General features: G+C 43.7%; 16 protein-coding genes and 1 other annotated feature. Of the genes, 12 read left to right on the top strand and 4 right to left on the bottom strand.

Annotated elements, in window-relative coordinates:
* The 4 genes from pdaB to motA form a co-directional block, all read right to left on the bottom strand.
* Complete coding sequence (gene pdaB / locus ACZ42E_RS06350) at positions 1-744, bottom strand: polysaccharide deacetylase family sporulation protein PdaB (protein WP_464891515.1); 744 nt, start codon at positions 742-744, stop codon at positions 1-3.
* Positions 745-787: 43 nt separating this feature from the next.
* Complete coding sequence (locus ACZ42E_RS06345) at positions 788-1,507, bottom strand: polysaccharide deacetylase family protein (RefSeq protein WP_464891514.1); 720 nt, start codon at positions 1,505-1,507, stop codon at positions 788-790.
* Positions 1,508-1,659: 152 nt separating this feature from the next.
* A complete protein-coding gene (locus tag ACZ42E_RS06340; RefSeq protein WP_464891513.1) occupies positions 1,660-2,412 on the bottom strand; it encodes a flagellar motor protein MotB in 753 nt (250 codons plus the stop codon).
* Entirely contained in the window at positions 2,412-3,185 is a 774-nt protein-coding gene (motA, locus tag ACZ42E_RS06335; RefSeq protein WP_464891512.1) for a flagellar motor stator protein MotA, read from the bottom strand. Before motA ends, ACZ42E_RS06340 begins: the two co-directional genes overlap by 1 nt.
* Positions 3,186-3,432: 247 nt before the next feature.
* On the opposite strand from motA, the gene ytxC reads away from it, so the two are divergent.
* The 12 genes from ytxC (at position 3,433) to pnpS (ending at position 17,121) form a co-directional block, all read left to right on the top strand.
* A complete protein-coding gene (gene ytxC / locus ACZ42E_RS06330; protein WP_464891511.1) occupies positions 3,433-4,353 on the top strand; it encodes a sporulation protein YtxC in 921 nt (306 codons plus the stop codon).
* Between the two features lie 92 nt (positions 4,354-4,445).
* The gene (locus tag ACZ42E_RS06325) at positions 4,446-5,048 is read left to right on the top strand and encodes a DUF445 domain-containing protein (RefSeq protein ID WP_464891510.1); all 603 of its coding nucleotides are present in this window, start codon (positions 4,446-4,448) and stop codon (positions 5,046-5,048) included.
* Positions 5,049-5,078: 30 nt separating this feature from the next.
* Positions 5,079-6,989 carry a threonine--tRNA ligase gene (gene thrS / locus ACZ42E_RS06320; protein ID WP_464891509.1) on the top strand — a complete coding sequence of 637 codons (1,911 nt, stop codon included), beginning with the start codon at positions 5,079-5,081 and terminating at the stop codon, positions 6,987-6,989.
* 220 nt (positions 6,990-7,209) lie between these two features.
* Positions 7,210-7,752 carry a translation initiation factor IF-3 gene (gene infC / locus ACZ42E_RS06315; protein ID WP_464893499.1) on the top strand — a complete coding sequence of 181 codons (543 nt, stop codon included), beginning with the start codon at positions 7,210-7,212 and terminating at the stop codon, positions 7,750-7,752.
* Complete coding sequence (rpmI, locus tag ACZ42E_RS06310; RefSeq protein WP_464891508.1) at positions 7,745-7,942, top strand: 50S ribosomal protein L35; 198 nt, start codon at positions 7,745-7,747, stop codon at positions 7,940-7,942. Before infC ends, rpmI begins: the two co-directional genes overlap by 8 nt.
* 19 nt (positions 7,943-7,961) lie before the next feature.
* Positions 7,962-8,318 (top strand): 50S ribosomal protein L20, encoded by a 357-nt coding sequence (rplT, locus tag ACZ42E_RS06305; protein ID WP_464891507.1) that lies wholly within the window; start codon positions 7,962-7,964, stop codon positions 8,316-8,318.
* Positions 8,319-8,384: 66 nt separating this feature from the next.
* Entirely contained in the window at positions 8,385-9,170 is a 786-nt protein-coding gene (locus ACZ42E_RS06300; protein WP_464891506.1) for a TrmH family RNA methyltransferase, read from the top strand.
* Between the two features lie 176 nt (positions 9,171-9,346).
* Positions 9,347-9,573 (top strand) — a binding site (T-box leader).
* Positions 9,574-9,653: 80 nt separating this feature from the next.
* Positions 9,654-10,676: a phenylalanine--tRNA ligase subunit alpha gene (gene pheS / locus ACZ42E_RS06295; RefSeq protein WP_464891505.1), complete on the top strand. Its 1,023-nt coding sequence runs from the start codon at positions 9,654-9,656 to the stop codon at positions 10,674-10,676.
* Positions 10,677-10,688: 12 nt separating this feature from the next.
* Positions 10,689-12,743, top strand: coding sequence for a phenylalanine--tRNA ligase subunit beta (gene pheT, locus ACZ42E_RS06290; protein WP_464891504.1), 2,055 nt, complete (start codon positions 10,689-10,691; stop codon positions 12,741-12,743).
* 89 nt (positions 12,744-12,832) lie between these two features.
* On the top strand, positions 12,833-14,506 hold the full coding sequence (locus ACZ42E_RS06285; protein WP_464891503.1) for a uridine kinase family protein: 1,674 nt from the start codon (positions 12,833-12,835) through the stop codon (positions 14,504-14,506).
* A 142-nt stretch (positions 14,507-14,648) separates the two neighbouring features.
* A complete protein-coding gene (locus ACZ42E_RS06280; RefSeq protein WP_464891502.1) occupies positions 14,649-15,356 on the top strand; it encodes a response regulator transcription factor in 708 nt (235 codons plus the stop codon).
* Positions 15,349-17,121: a two-component system histidine kinase PnpS gene (gene pnpS, locus ACZ42E_RS06275; RefSeq protein ID WP_464891501.1), complete on the top strand. Its 1,773-nt coding sequence runs from the start codon at positions 15,349-15,351 to the stop codon at positions 17,119-17,121. The genes ACZ42E_RS06280 and pnpS overlap by 8 nt, the downstream gene beginning before the upstream one ends.
* Positions 17,122-17,205 lie beyond the last annotated feature (84 nt).

Here is a 17,205-nt window from a genome sequence, read left to right as displayed (position 1 = left end):
TTAATTTATTTTATCTTCATCGGTTTTGGCTTCTTCAAGCAGTTCAGAAACAGTAACGAACTGATAGCCCTGTTTTTTCAGCTCTTTTATTATTACCGGCAGGGCTTCGGCAGTTTGCTTGCAGGTGTCGCTGGCATGCATGAGTATTATATCCCCGGGATGCGCTTTTTTGGTAACCCTTTCGATGATGGTGTTTACTCCCGGATTCATCCAGTCCAGAGAATCGGTTCCCCACTGGATAGCCTCATAGCCACATTCATGGATAGCCTCAATCACATGGTTTTTGTAATCACCGTTGGGGGTGCGGATAAGTTTGGCATCTACCCCGGTTACCTCTTTTATGGCCTTATGAGCCTCTTTTACTTCTTCCTTTATTTCTGCTTTGCTGAGCTGGCTTAAATTGATATGGCGGTGTCCGTGGCTGGCTATTTCATGTCCGTCTTCCTTTATGCGGCTTGCGATATCCGGATACTGCCTTACCCAGGGGCCGGAGAGAAAGAAGGTGCACTGAATGTTATTTTCTTTTAGAATATCCAGCACCGGCAGGGGAGTTTGGTTGCCCCAGCTAATGTCGAAGGTGAGGGCAATTATTTTTTTGTCGGTTCTCACCTCGTAGATTGGTTTTTGCCTGTTGTAGGCTTCCACTACCAGAACACTGCTGGCGATAAGGACAAAGCTTAAAAGAAATATCAGTGCCAGGAGGGTTTTTTTGCGGAAATAATAAAATCCGACCATTTTAGGCATAGTTTTAGCCTCCTTGATTTTGCGCTTTTTGCAATTTTATGGCTTATGGAAAATTTTTATTACTTTTTTCTGCAGCTGTAAGTTCAGTTAGGGTTACAAAGCTGTATCCCTCTTTTTTTAGCGCAGGCACCAAAATATCAACAGCCAGGGCGGTTTCTCCCCCGTTAGGGCCTCCATCATGCAGGATAATTATTTGTCCTGGCTTTACATGGTTTATTATATAACCTGCTATTTGTTCCGCTTTTTTGCCCTGCCAGTCTTTCGGGTCCTGAATATAGCTCCAGTAACCTATGATCATTTTTTCCTCCTTTACCAGATCTACCATTTCATAGGAAAGGTATCCACCGGGGGGGCGGAAAAAACGGGGTTTGCTGCCGGTTAAACTCAATATTATTTGATTGGTCTTTTTTATTTGTTCCTGTATAGCTTGGCGGTTTTCCCGGTTAAAGTCGGGGTGGGAAAAGCTGTGGTTGCCTATTTCATGCCCTTCTTCAGCCATCCGCTTTATAATTGAGGGATACTTTTCGGCATATTTTCCCAGTACAAAAAAAGTGGCTTTAACCTGATGTTTTTTTAAAAAGTCTAAAAGAAGAGGGGTATTTATGGGATCAGGCCCGTCATCAAAGGTGAGGGCCAGAATTTTCTGGTCAGTGGCGACTTCCGTAATAATTATTTTTTCCCGCTTCCAGTTTTCCATGTTGGGATGCAGGGTAAGCCTGTAGGCTCCAATGGAAAAGCAGATAATGAAAAGACAGGACAGCATAAAAAAAGCTGATTTTTTCCTGACGTAAATCAGCAATGTGCTGGCTCCTTTCGGCTATTTTTTAAATATATATGTCAGGAACGGTGTAATATGTACATGAAAAAAGGGTGGTTTTCTTTTTTACCACCCTTCAGGTTTTGGCTTTGTGCTGCTTAAGTAGTGGGGAAGTTTGAAAAATCTTCTATTTTGTATTTCCTGAGAATTAAAAGCTCAACCCTTCTGTTCATGGCTCTCCCCTGTACCGTAGCATTGTTGGCACGGGGGCGGTATTCGCCGTAGCCTACCACGCAGAACCTGGCCGGGTCAAGATCCGGATTTTGCAGGAGAAATTTCATTACATTAAGCGCCCTCTGGGTGCTGAGCTCCCAGTTGGAAGGGAACTGGGGAGTGTGGATGGGCAGGTTGTCAGTGTGCCCGGAGACTTCTATGTTGTTGTCCAGGGAAGCCAGTATTACTGACAGGTCTCTCAATATCGGCATGGCTTCCGGTTTTATATCTGCTTTCCCGGAATCAAAAAGGGCCACATCCTGTATTATTATCTGCAAGCCTTTTTCATTTACTGTGGTGGTTACCAGTTTTTCAATGCCCTGTTCCTTGAAATAGCGGTCCAGGGCTTCTTTATACTGCTGAAGCTTTTGGGTTTCGATAAGGCTTTGGGTAGGAGGGTTTTCGGTATCCGGTTTTTCCCCTTCCTCTACCAGCGCTTTCCCGGTAGTCATGATGCCGGGGCCGCCGGCAAAAAGGGACTGCAGCATTCTTTTAAACTCTTCAAATTTTTGCTGGTCCACCTGGCTCATGGCAAATAATACTATAAATAAGGCAAGAAGCAATGTTAACATATCCGCATAAGGGATTAGCCAGGTTTCATCAATGTGTTCTTCATGTTTCTTGTGTCTTTTGGCCATTATTCTTCCTCCAGTTTCTTCCTTTCTTCAGGGGTTAAGAAGACCATCATTTTTTCTTTTATCTGTATGGGGTTATTTCCGCTCTGCAGTGAAATAAGCCCTTCCAGGAGCATGGTTTTAATAACTACTTCCTCTTCGGATTTTCTTTTAAGTTTGGTAGCAAATGGGTGCCACATTACATAGCCGCTGAATATCCCAAAAAGGGTAGCCACGAAAGCTGCGGATATGGAAGCACCCAATTTTTTGGTATCATCCAGATGGCCAAGGGCACCTATCAGGCCTACAACTGCCCCCATAACTCCCAGGGTAGGAGCATATGTACCTGCTTGAGTAAATACAAGAGCTCCTGACTGATGTCTTTCACTCATGGTGGCGATTTCAGTTTCCAGATAGTCGCGCAGGAACTGTTCGTCCTGGCCGTCGACTATGAGCTGTAGACCTTTGCGGATAAAAGGGTCCTCAATTTCGGGAAGCCTGGCTTCCAGGGACAAAAGCCCTTCTTTTCTTGCCTGCTGGGCAAGTTCGACAATCATTTTTACCAGTTCAGCCGGATCTTCTCTTTTGGGTTCGGTGAATATGATTTTAAATAAAGCCGGAATCCTTTTTAATTCTTTCATGGGAAAAGCGTTAAATATGGCAGCTGTAGTCCCTACAAATATTATGATTATAGCTGCCGGATTGATAAGTATGGCGATATTGGCTCCTTTGGCTATCATACCGCCTATGAGTGCAAAGAGACCTAGTAAAAGACCTATGATTACTGCAATATCCATAATGTCACCTCAAAAAAATTTTTAGGCATTTTTAATTATAATGGAATTTTATTTTGCAGGTCAGGTTAAAAAGTTAAATTTTTCGACTGATTCTTAATATATTATCGATAAAATGTTATTTTCCTTCAGTTTTTTGATAAAAATTATATTTAAGATGTATAAGCTGTATTTGGCGATGATGAAGTATTGAATAATGAAAACTGGCCAATCATATAATTATAGAGTAATTTAAACCGGAGGTTTTTTTATGTTTTATCAGTATGAAGTCGCAACAGTACTGGAAAATGGCGGCTGGATAAACGAGTTTGATAAAAGGCTGTGCTGGATTAAGCAAAAGGGATATTATGTAAAAATAGATATATATAAAGGAAAGGATTATGACTTTATATATCTGAAGCTGCAGGGGAAAAAGAGGGATGAGGTTTTTAAGGAAGAAGATATAGTGCATATTTTCCAGCATCAAATAGCGGAAATACTAGCGGAACATATTATAAAAGACTGGGAAGAAAAGCTTTTATGGAAAAAGGTTCTGAAATTGTGCCGCAGGTACCGGCCTCTGGAAAGAGAGGCTGTTTTCAGGAAGGCTTCTCATTTTTTGTCTCATTTTAATGAAAATGAGAGTATCAATATGCTTATAAATTTCAACCGCAAAAACAGGATAACCGGACGGGTTCTGGAACATATAAAACAGAGCGAGCGGATTATAGTTGACGGATTTATCCATTTCTGCCTGCCTGATTATCTGCAGGAGATAAGCTGTGCGGTAGAAATTGCCCTGGAGGAGTTTAAAAATGAGAAAGAATATAATGAATTTATAAGGCTTCTTAAGTATTTCGTCAATTCTCAGGTTCCCAAAACTTATGAAGTAAATATTATGCTGGGGGAAAATGGAAGCTTTTATTTCTGGGATAAAAACGGGGACGCGGTAGAGGAAAAGTATATAGATTATTATCGGGATCTTTGCGCTGATGAGATAAGCCTGGATGATATGCTTATAAGTGTGCTCATAACTATCGCTCCCCGCAGGATAGTCCTGCATAATGTCGAAAAATGCCGGCGCAATAAAGAAGCCCTGGATATAATTAAAAAGGTGTTTGCTGACCGTATTCATATTTGTCCGGGCTGCAGCTCCTGCCTTTTCAGGGAAGATAGGGATTTTAACTGGTAACCAAAGGGGTATAATGGCTGGTTAAAAGATGCTTGCGGTATATTGCAAAATTTGTTATATTCGATAAGTAAAAATAGAATAAGGTGGTAAATATGCTCCATTTTATAGTTATACCCCTTATAAGCGCTTTTATTGGTTATCTTACCAATGTTATCGCCATAAAACTTCTGTTTTGGCCTAAAAGGCCGATAAATTTTGGCTTTTTTACCCTGCAGGGGCTTTTGCCTAAAAGGCAGGCTGATATTGCAGCCAGTGTAGGGACACTGGTGGAGGAACAGCTTCTCTCCATGGACGAGCTTATGGACCGCATAGATAATCCGGATGTGCATCTTAAGATTGCGGACAAGCTGGCAGAAATTGCGAGAAACAAGATTGATACGGTACTTCCCAGCATTTTGCCTGGAAAAATTACCCGCTTGATTACAGACAACCTGGAACGCATGTTAAGACAGGAAGCTCCAGGGCTTATAAGGCAGGTTATGTCTTCCGGGCGCGACTATCTCGCCGAGGAAGTAGACATAAAGAAAATGGTGGAAGATAAAATAAACGGATTTGACCTGGATCAGCTGGAAGCGATGATAAAAAATGTATCATCACCTGAAATAAGGTTTATTGAAATTTTGGGCGGGGTTCTGGGGCTTTTGATTGGGCTTGTCCAGGTTTTGTTTTTGGTTTTGTTCCCTTTTGGCATTTAGACTTGTGTAAAAGCAGGAGGTATACATAGCATGATAAAGATTACGCTGAAGGATGGCAGCATAAGGGAATATCCGGAAGGGATAACCCTTATGAAGGTGGCGGAAGATATAAGCCCTAAACTGGCTAAAAACGCAGTAGCTGCTGTTTTCAACGAGGAGCTGGTAGATTTAAACCGGGAAGTTTTTGAAGACGGCACTTTGGAGATTGTTACTTTTGATGATGAAAGAGGAAAGGAAGTATACCGGCATACTTCGGCTCACATTATGGCTCAGGCGGTAAAAAGGCTGTGGCCGGATACCATACTGGCTATAGGGCCGGCTATTGATAAAGGTTTTTATTATGATTTTGACAGCAGCCACAAGTTTAGCCCCGATGATTTGGAAGCGATTGAAAAAGAGATGAAAAAGATTATTGACGCTGACTATCCGATAATAAGGAAAGAGCTTTCCCGGGAAGAAGCCTTGAAGTTCTTTGAAGAAAAGGGCGAAAAATATAAGGTTGAGCTTATTAATGACCTGCCGGAGGATGCAATTATAAGCATTTATGAACAGGGAGAGTTTGTGGACCTCTGTGCCGGACCTCACCTTCCTTCTACCGGGAGGGTAAACGCTTTTAAGCTTATGAGCCTGGCAGGTGCCTACTGGCGAGGCAGTGAAAAGAATCCCATGCTGCAGAGGATATATGCCACTTCTTTCCCCAAGAAGTCAATGCTGGATGATTATTTGACCAAACTGGAAGAAGCTAAAAAGCGCGACCACCGCAAATTAGGGAAAGAATTGGGGCTTTTTGTGCTTCTGGAAGAAGGGCCAGGCTTTCCGTTTTTCCTGCCCAAGGGCATGATTTTGCGCAATGAACTGGAAAAATTCTGGCGGGAAGAACATATGAAAGCCGGGTATCAGGAAATAAAGACCCCCATTATTTTAAACCGCGAACTGTGGGAGAGATCAGGACACTGGGACCATTATAAGGAAAATATGTATTTTACCCAGATAGATGGTGAAGATTATGCTATAAAGCCTATGAACTGTCCAGGAGGCATGCTGGTTTACAAACAAAACCTGCACAGCTACCGGGATTTGCCTCTGCGCACCTGTGAACTGGGGCTTGTTCACCGGCATGAGCTTTCCGGGGTCCTGCATGGGCTTATGAGGGTAAGGGCTTTTACTCAGGATGATGCGCATATTTTCATGCGTCCTGAGCAGATTATAGATGAGATTAAAGGTGTCATCGACCTGGTCGACCGTTTTTACAGCCTTTTTGGCTTCAGCTATCATGTAGAGCTCTCCACCAAACCTGAAAAAGCTATGGGTTCTGATGAAATATGGGAGCTGGCTACCAATGCCCTTATCCAGGCTTTAAATGAGAAGGGGCTTGAATATAAGGTGAATGAAGGGGATGGAGCATTTTACGGCCCCAAGATTGACTTCCACCTTAAAGATTCGCTGGACCGCACCTGGCAGTGTGGAACTATTCAGCTTGATTTTCAGATGCCGGAGAAATTTGACCTTACCTATATAGGTGAAGATGGGGAAAAACACCGTCCGGTCATGGTGCACCGGGTAGTTTACGGCAGTATTGAAAGGTTTATCGGCATATTGACCGAGCATTTTGCCGGTGCTTTCCCGGCCTGGCTCGCTCCTGTGCAGGTAAGGGTTATCCCGGTAGCCGAAAGGCACCATGAATATGCGAATAAAGTGGTAGAAGAGCTTAAAAATGCAGGTATCAGGGTGGAAGGCGATTTGCGCAGTGAAAAGGTAGGATACAAAATAAGGGAAGGGCAGCTTCAAAAAATCCCTTATCTTCTGGTAGTAGGGGATAATGAATGTGAAAGCGGCCAGGTAGCGGTAAGGCATAGAAAACTCGGCGATATGGGGGTAAAACCTGTTGCAGAGTTTAAGGATATGCTGATAAAGGAAATAGAAGAGAAAGCGATTGTATAATTAAAGCCTAAAATGCTTGCGACAAAATTTTATATATGTTATACTCTTATTCGGTACTAAGCAGGAGCTTCGCTTCTCACCTTACAACTTCGGTTCGTAAGGTAATGGTTTTGGATTGAAGAGTATGCACAGGCAGGGTGTGCCTGTTTCTGTGCCTCGATGAGGAAAGGAAGCGAGTTCATGCGAACTCGCTTTTATATTTTTAGGAGGTGAACTTCTTATCAGTAAGGATTGGAGAATTAATGAAGAAATACGGGCCAAAGAAGTAAGGCTTATCAGTGAAAATGGCGAACAGATTGGGATTGTGTCTCTTAAGGAAGCTCTGGATGTAGCTATGGAAAGAGGCCTTGATCTGGTGGAAATAGCACCCATGGCCAAACCTCCGGTTTGCCGTTTGATGGATTACGGAAAGTTCAAGTTTGAACAGAGCAAAAGGGAAAAGGAAGCCCGTAAAAAACAGAAGGTTATTGAAGTCAAGGAAATCAAAATGCGTCCAGGTATTGAAGAACATGACCTTATGGTTAAGGCTAAAAATGCGCGCAGGTTTTTAAACTCTGGGGACAAGGTGAAGGTTACGATAGTTTTTAAGGGAAGACAGATTACGCATCCAGAATTAGGGGAAAAGCTGTGTCTGCGCTTTGCAGAAGAGCTGTCTGATCTTTCCAATATGGAAAAGCCCCCCAAGATGGAGGGAAAAAATATGGTTATGGTTTTAGCACCTAAGCCAGAAAATGAAAAGAAGGAGGAAAAAAATAATGCCTAAAATGAAAACCCACCGGGGTGCCGCCAAAAGATTCAGAAAAACTGCCAGTGGGAAGATAAAAAGAGAAAGAGCATATGGCAGCCATCTTTTAGGCCATAAAACTCCCAAGAGAAAAAGAAGGCTTCGTCAGCCTGCTCTGGTAAGCAAGGTTGAAACCAAGAGAATTTCTAAGCTTCTGCCTTACAAATAGGAATAGGAGGTGTTATTAAATGCCAAGGGTAAAAAATGGTATAATCAGGCGCAAAAGACATAAAAAAATCTTGAAGATGGCCAAGGGCTACTGGGGCAGTAAATCAAAGCTCTATAAGGTAGCTAAACAGCAGGTTTGGAAATCCGGAAATTATGCTTATGCCCACCGTAAGCTTAAGAAAAGAGAATTCCGCAAACTGTGGATTGCTCGTATAAATGCTGCTGCCAGAGAAAACGGAACTACTTACAGCCGTATGATGCATGGCCTTAAACTGGCAGGTGTAAATATCGACCGCAAGGTTTTGGCTGATCTGGCTGTGAATGATCCGCAGGGATTTAAGGAATTAGCGGAACTTGCCAAACAAAGCGTGAAATAATTTATCTAAAAGTATGGCTTTTCTGCCATACTTTTATTATATATATGAGCATTTAAGGTGAAAGGTATGAAAGCTATAACTTCCAGGGAAAATCCTCAGGTAAAACAGGCAGCTAAACTTAAAAACCGCAAGAACAGGGTTAAAGAGGGGCTTTTTATAATTGAAGGGCGAAAGATGATTGATGAGGCCTTGCTGTTTTCACCCCCGATTGTGCAGAGCATTTTTGTGGAGGATAGATGGGCTGAGGAATATAAGGTTTTGGCTGGAAAATATCCCCATATTAACTGGTATGTGGTAGATGAAAAACTTATGAAACATATATGTGATACTGAAACTCCCCAGGGAGTGGCAGCTGTTGCCTCTATTCCCAGGGCTTCCGCAGAAGATTTAACAGGAGATGATAAACTGCTGGTACTTTTGGATGGAGTCGCTGATCCTGGAAATGTGGGGACTATTATCCGCAGTGCCTGGGCTTTTGGGGCAGGAGGGGTTATGCTTACCAAAGGGTCAGCAGATCCTTTCAGCCCCAAGGTGGTACGTTCCAGTATGGGAGGTATTTTACATGTGCCGGTAGTTCCTGATGTTGGAGAAAAAGATTTATATATGCTTAAGGATAAAGGGTATATTTTTATGGGGACTGATGTAAAAGGTGGCATTTCCTATGAAAATGTGGATTACAGCGGGCGCAGGGTGATAGTCATAGGAAGTGAGGCTAATGGCATAAGCCCGGCTGTAAAAGAATTGTGTGATCAGTTTTTTACTATTCCCATGAACCCTAAAGCAGATTCGTTGAATGCCGCTGTTGCCTGTGCTATAATTTTAAGCAGGGCATTTGCGGCCAGAAATGCCTGATGTGGGTTGTTGGGCATATCACGATATGTTATAATTATTATGGGTTCAAATTCCACATCAGGTGGAAGGGTGGGGGCAAGATGGGAGATCCAGCTCAAAGCTTATGGCTGCTTTTTGAGAAAACAGGCTGTATTATTTATTACCTCCTGTATAAAATGATTATGATGCAATAGACTAAAAAGGCGATGAACAGGAAGAGTAGCCTGCAGGTAACCTTCCAGGGAGGCTGCATCGTGACTGGAAGTGCGGCTAAGGGGATGGCAGGCGAATTCGCCTGGGAGCAGCAGGCTGAAAGAGGAGTAGGCCTGGCCGGCAGCCGCCGTTATCGGCTTCGAGTGAGCTGTGCCTTTATTGAAAGGCCGGCTAACTAGGGTGGTACCGCGGAAAAACTTTCGTCCCTTGGGGAAGAAAGTTTTTTTATTTTTATAAATAGTTATGTGCATTTTAAAGGCACATTTTTTTATGATAAGGAGGCAAAAGGGAATGACAGGTGAACTGAAAAAGATCAGGGTTCAGACTGAAGAGAGGCTAAGGGAAATAAGCAACCTGGATGAACTTAATGAACTTAAAGTTAGAACGCTGGGCCGCAAAGGCGAAATAACCATGATATTAAAAAAGCTTAAAGATATTCCTCCGGAAGAAAGGGCCGAAGTTGGCAAACTGGCCAATGAAGTCAAAAATGCTCTGGAACAGATGATGGAAGAAAAAGAAAAAGAGCTGAAGAAAAAAGAGCTGGAGCTCCGCTTGAGCCAGGAAGCAGTTGATGTTACACTACCCGGGCTTCCTCTTTTAAAAGGACGCAAACATCCTTTGACCCAGGTAATGGAAGAAATAAGGACTATTTTTACCGGTATGGGCTTTGCTGTGGCAGAAGGCCCGGAGGTGGAATCTGACTACTACAATTTTGAGGCCTTGAATATTCCAAAAGACCACCCGGCACGGGATATGCAGGATTCTTTTTATATAACGGAGGAAATCCTTTTAAGAACCCATACTTCTCCGGTACAGATAAGAACCATGGAAAAAATGGCCCCCCAGATTCCAGTAAAGATTATTGTGCCGGGGAGGGTTTATAGAAGGGACGATGATGCTACCCATTCTCCTATGTTCCATCAGATTGAAGGACTGGTTATAGATGAAAGGATAACTTTTGCCCATCTTAAAGGTACCTTGATGCTTTTTGCCAAGAAGGTATTTGGCGAAAAAGTGCGGGTACGTTATCGACCCAGCTTTTTCCCGTTTACAGAACCAAGTGCGGAAATGGATATTTCCTGTGTGATATGCGGAGGGGAAGGCTGCCGGGTATGTTCTTACACCGGATGGCTTGAGATCCTGGGAGCTGGCATGGTACATCCCCGGGTGCTGGAGTATGGCGGTTATGATCCCCAGAAAGTTACGGGATTTGCTTTCGGCATGGGGGTAGAAAGGATTGCTATGCTTAAATACGGCATAAACGACTTGAGGCTGTTTTTTGAAAATGACAAGCGGTTTTTAACTCAGTTTTAGGAGGATGGAAAAATGGGAGTATCGATAAAGTGGCTTAGGGAATATGTGGATTTTGATTGTTCAGCTGAAGAACTGGCCCATAAGCTTACCATGGCTGGCATAGCAGTGGAGGGGATAGAAAAAACAGATGACGGGGACCAGGTTATAGAACTGGACCTTACCCCCAACCGGGGAGACTGCCTGGGTATGATAAACCTGGCCAGGGAAGTGGCAGCTGTAACCGGGAGCAGGGTTCGGATGCCTGAGGTAAACATTAGGGAAAATGATGAAGATGTAAATGACTACATAAAGGTTAATATTGCTGAACCTGAACTTTGCCTGCGCTATGCAGCCCGTGTGATAAAAAATGTAAAGATAAAGCCTTCTCCGGAGTGGATGCAGGAGAAGCTTAGAAAAGCAGGCATAAGGCCGATAAATAATGTAGTTGATGTAACCAATTATGTCCTTTTGGAAACCAACCAGCCGCTGCATGCTTTTGACTACAATCTTTTTACTGCCCGGGAGATTAATGTGCGCAGGGCTAAAAGAGGGGAAAAGTTTACTACCCTGGATGGGGTGGAACGGGAATTGGATGAAGAAATGCTGCTCATCTGTGATGGAGATAGAGGAGTAGCTCTGGCTGGCATAATGGGAGGGCTTAATACGGAGATAAATGACAATACCACCACCGTTATGCTGGAGTCGGCCAATTTTGCGCCGGGCAATATAAGGAAAACTTCCAGGAAACTGGCGCTGCGCAGTGATTCTTCTGTCCGTTTTGAAAAAGGCGCTGACCCTAACGGGGTTATTTATGCCATAAACCGGGCTGCTGAACTTATTCAGGAGCTGGCAGGAGGGGAAGTAGTTAAGGGAATAGTCGATGTTTATCCGCAGCCGGTAGCCAGCAAGAAAATAAAACTCCGGGTAGACAGGGTAAATTATCTTTTAGGTACTGAGCTTGAGGCCGGGGAAGTCAGAAAATACATGGAGAGCCTTGGCTTTGCAGTGGAAGAGGAGAGCGACGGCTTTATAGTGGAGATTCCCACCTATCGTCCGGATATAACCCGGGAAGTAGACCTTATCGAAGAAGTGGCCAGGCTTTATGGCTATGACAACATACCTTCCGGGCTTCCCTGCGGTGATACTACGGTAGGAGGATTAAACCCCTATCAGGCTTTCAGGGAAAATATCAGAAGCATTATGGCCGAGAGCCTGTATGAGGTAGTTAATTACAGCTTTATAAGCCCCGTTCTTTTTGACCGGCTTAGGCTGCCTTTGGACAGCAGCCTCCGGAATACGGTAAGGATAGCCAATCCCTTGTCGGAAGAGCAGAGTGTAATGCGCACCCTGCTCCTGCCGGGGCTTTTGGAAAACTTGAGCCGCAACTTTGCGCGCAAAAACAGCGGATTGGCCTTTTTTGAAATAGGGGCGGTATTTTATCCGCAGGAGAAAAACCTGCCGGAAGAAAGGTTAAAGGTAGGGGCAGCAGTTGCAGGAACTAATGATATAAACTGGCTGAAACACAAGGTGGAAATGGATTTCTTCTTCCTTAAAGGGATTGTTGAGGATATGCTGCGCCGTTTGGGGATACATGAATATCAGTTCAGGAGGGCTTCTTATCCTTTCCTGCATCCGGGAAGAGCGGCCGAAGTGTGGGCAAAAGGCGAGAATATTGGCTTTATTGGGGAAATCCATCCTGAAACAGGTGCCAATTTCGAACTGCGGGACAGGGCCTGTGTTTTTGAATTTGATGTTGATGTGCTGTTTAAACTTAGCCAGGGCAAGCGCATGATGGAAAGCATAACCAAATATCCAGCAGTGGAAAGGGACATTGCCGTACTGCTCAAACATGAAGTAACAGCCGGGGAAGCGGTTGAGGTAATCCGGGAAAGTGATCATACTATCCTGAAAGAGGTAATTGTTTTTGACCTCTATACCGGTGAACAGATTACCCCTGGCTATAAGAGCATGGCTTTCCGGCTAAAATTCCAGTCCAGTGAACGCACTTTAACAGATGAAGAGGTAAATGAAGTGGTACAGAAGATATTGAGCAACCTGGAAGAAAAGTTAGCAGCCAAATTGAGGTAGGTTCAAAGGGCCATGGTTAAAGGTGACGGTTCTTGCAGTCCCGAAAGGGATACAAGAACCGTCCGTCATCAGAGGGGGGAGGCTTTTATATGCAAGAGATACAGCAGGATAAAGGGAAGATAAATGTTCTTGTTAAGGATATAGGGGAATTTGAGGTGCCTTATGGCACTGAGATTGAAGATCTGGTCAGGATGTGTGCGGATAGGCTGCCTTATATGGTAGTGGCGGCTATTGTCAATAATGAAGCGCAGGATTTGGCTTATCAGCTTGTAAAGGACAGCCGGGTAGAGCTGCTGGATCTGACATCTGAATATGGCCTGAGGGTTTACCGGCGGACGGCGGTTTTCATAATGCTTAAGGCTTTTCATGAACTTTTCCCGGAAAAAAGGCTTGTAGTTAGGCATTCGCTCTCTAACGGGCTTTTGTGTGAACTGGTCGGGGAAAGCATAAGCGAAAGAGAAGTACAGCTTCTGGAAGATAAGATGAAAAAACTGGTGGAGGATGATCTGCCGATAAATAAATTTATGCTTCCCCGCAGGGAAGCGGCAGAGATTTTTAAGAAGCAGAACCAGCCGGACAAGGCGGAGATGCTGGAGTTTGTGGAAAATGATGAAGTATGGGTGTATGAAATAGAAGGCTTTTATGATTATTTTTTCGGGTTTATGCTGCCAAGGACCGGGATGCTTAAACTTTTCAGGCTTCTGCCCTATGAGGGAGGCATTATACTGCAGACTCCGGAAATGGATGCACCGGACGGGATTAAGCCTTATATAGAGCAAAAGAAGCTGGGGGCCATATTCAAGGAATCCAAAAGGTGGGCGGAAATGCTGGAAACTCCTCATGCTGCCGCTTTGAACCGTCTTATTGAGGAAGGAAGGATAGCGGAGATTATACGAATCAATGAAGCACTGCATGAGAAGAAGGTGGCCCTGATTGCCGAAGAGATATGCAAAAACAGGGAAGTTAGGCTGGTTTTGATATCTGGCCCTTCTTCATCAGGCAAGACCACTTTTGCCCAGCGCCTTTATATACAGCTTAGAGCCAGCGGGAAAAAGCCGGTTACCATATCCCTTGATGATTATTTTGTGAACCGGGAAAATACGCCGCGGGATGAAAAAGGGGAATATGATTTTGAAGCGCTGGAAGCATTGAAGGTAGACCTTTTTAATGAGCATTTGCAAAGGCTTATAAATGGTGAAGAGGTAGAGGTGCCGGTTTTCAATTTTATAACCGGCAGGGCCGAGCCTAAAGGAAAAAATGTTAAGGTTCCCAGGGGTGAAGTTATCATAATCGAAGGGATTCATGCCCTTAATGACAAACTTACTTTCAGCATACCCGGGGAACAGAAGTTCAAGATTTATGTAAGTGCTTTAACCCAGCTTAATTTGGATAATACCAACCGTATACCGACTACTGATGCCAGGCTTATAAGGCGGATGGTCAGGGACAGCCGCACCCGGGGATATTCAGCCCGGGATACTATAAAGAGATGGCCGTCAGTGAGAAGGGGAGAAGAGAAAAATATTTTCCCCTTTCAGGAAAATGCTGATGTAATGTTTAACACTTCCCTGGTTTACGAGTTTTCGGTTTTGCGGCCTTTTGCCGAACCTTTGCTTAAGGAAATAACCCCTGATTATCCGGAATATCATGAGGCAAGAAGGCTTATGAGATTTCTTTCCCATTTTAAACCTGTAGAAACTGACCAGGTGCCTCCTAATTCGATCCTGCGGGAATTTATAGGCGGCAGCTGGTTTAAAGCCTGAATATATGCCGGCGCAAGCCGGCTTTTTTTATGTAAAAAATTTGTAAGTTTAAGGTAAAAATAAAGTAGGCCTATTTAATTAATCTTTTTTAAAAGCTAACATATAATTGTAAACTTTAATTTACATGACCTGGGGTGAGTTTATGAAAGGCAAAATACTGGTAGTAGATGATGAAGAAGCTCTGGTAAGGCTTATAACCTACAATCTGAACAAAGAGGGTTTTGAAACTTTAAGTGCCTATGATGGGGAGACTGCTTACAGCCTGGCTAAAGAAAATAATCCTGACCTTATTATTCTTGACCTCATGCTGCCGGAGAAGGATGGGCTGGAGGTTTGCCGGCAGCTCAGGGGTGAAGGTATAAATACCCCCATAATAATGCTTACTGCCAAGGATGAAGAGATTGACAAGGTTTTAGGTTTGGAACTGGGAGCTGATGATTATGTAACCAAGCCTTTCAGCGTGCGTGAACTTATAGCACGGGTAAAGGCAGTTTTGAGAAGAAGAGGGGAAAAAGAAGCGGTGCCTTCTGAGGGAGAAAAAACTCTGGTGGTGGGAAGTTTTACTATTAAGCCGGAAAGGTATGAGATTTATCATGAGGGAAAACTGCTGGACCTTACCTTAAAAGAATATGAACTTCTGGAAATTTTCCTGCGCAACCGGGGAAGGGTATTAAAGAGGGATTATCTTCTGGAAGTTTTGTGGGATTATGCAGATGGAGCCAACACCAGGGTTCTTGATGTTCATGTAAGCAAACTCAGGGACAAGATTGAAAAAGACCCCAAAAATCCGCAGTATATAAAGACGGTAAGGGGACTGGGATATAAGTTTGAGGTGGAGAAAAATGTTTAGCTCGGTTCGTGCCAAACTTACGGTGACTTATCTGGCGGTTATTCTGGCTATTATTCTGGTAAGCAGCCTTGTTCTTTCCCATTTTTTCAGGGAATATTATATTGACGATGTCAAAAACAGCCTTATATATGAAGCAGTTCTGACTGCGGAAATGTTCGAGTTGTATAATTCGGGGGAGGAAAATTTTGCGTTATTTGCAGATAAAATTGCTCACCGGGTAGCCAGGGATACAGGAAATCGGGTTACGGTTATTGACAGGGAAGGAAAGGTGCTGGCAGATTCTCATTTTGAAGCTTCCCGTATGGAGTCCCATGCGGGAAGGCCTGAAGTTTATAAGGCATTAAGGGGAGAGGTGGGGCAGGATATAAGGTTTAGCGGCACTGCCGGCATAAAAATGCTTTATGTTGCGGTACCCTTTAAAAAAGGGGACATTGAAGGGGTGGTAAGGCTGGCTAAACCTTTAAACGAGGTGGAAACCCTTTATAAAAAACTTTTCTCGGTTTTATTTTTCAGTATTATTCTTACCGGATTTACCGCTTTTCTTATAAGTGTTTTTATTGCCCGGCGTTTTTCCCAGCCGATAAGCGACATAACCGAAGCGGTGAAGGATATTGCCAGGGGAAACCTTAAACGCAGGGTAAGGTACAAGTCGGATGATGAGCTGGGGATACTGGCGGAAGCAGTAAATGATATGACAGAGTATCTGGAAAAGACCATTATTGCTATTTCTGAGGTCAAAAACCGCTTTGAGGCGGTTTTGAACAATACGGTAAACGCAATACTTATGCTGGATGATGAGGGAAGGATAATATATGCCAATCCGGTGGCTGAGAGGCTGTTTGGCTTTGAGGATGATTATATAGGGAGGAAAAGTGTGGAAACGATATCCAACTATGAACTTGCTCAGGCGATTGATGAAGTAAGGCAGGAACTTGTCCCGGTTCGCCGCAGTATAAACCTGCATGACCGGGGAGAAAGGATTATTGAGGCCAATGTGATACCGGTGATGGAAGGCAGTGAAGGCTTTTTAAACAGTATACTTATAGTCATGAATGATATAACTGAAATAAAGAGGCTGGAAAGGATAAGGCGCGATTTTGTAGCGAATGTATCACATGAGCTTAAAACCCCGGTAGCGGCCATCAGCGGTTTTGCCGAAACCTTGATGGAGGAAAAAGGCGACAATACGGAAAATATCAGGGAATTCAGCCGTATTATCTATGATGAGGCACAAAGGTTAAAGAAGCTTATTGATGAACTCCTGGAACTTTCCCGCATAGAAACTGGGAAGATGCCGACTAATTTTGTGGAAGTCGATGTATTGAAGATAGTTAGGGAAGCGGCGGAAATAATAAGGAGACGTTTTCCGGAAAGAAAGGATGATATTTATATTGCCGGAAGTGAAGATGTAATTGTCGAAGCTGATAAAGAACAGCTTATGCGGGTTATGCTGAATCTTCTGGAAAATGCAGTCTACTACAGCCTCCAGGGAAGCAGGATAACTCTGGAAGTTGCCCGGGAAGGCCAAAATGCTGTAATAAGGGTGGGCGATGAGGGAGAAGGGATACCGGAAAAAGAAATCCCCCGGCTTTTTGAAAGGTTTTACCGGGTAGACAAGGCCAGGTCGCGAAAGACTGGAGGTACGGGATTAGGGCTGGCGATTGTAAAACATCTGGTGGAAAATCATGGCGGGTTAATAAAAGTGGAAAGCCAGATGGGAAAAGGTTCTGTTTTTACTGTAATATTGCCGTTCAAACAAAGCTAGTTTGCATGTATAATTTTTTCGCCGGGAGGCGAGATTTTTTTAAAAGATTTGACAAAAAAATTAGGAGTTATTATCTATATGCGA

The organism is Thermosyntropha tengcongensis (assembly GCF_055381335.1).
This window is presented reverse-complemented; position numbering and strand designations above follow the sequence as displayed.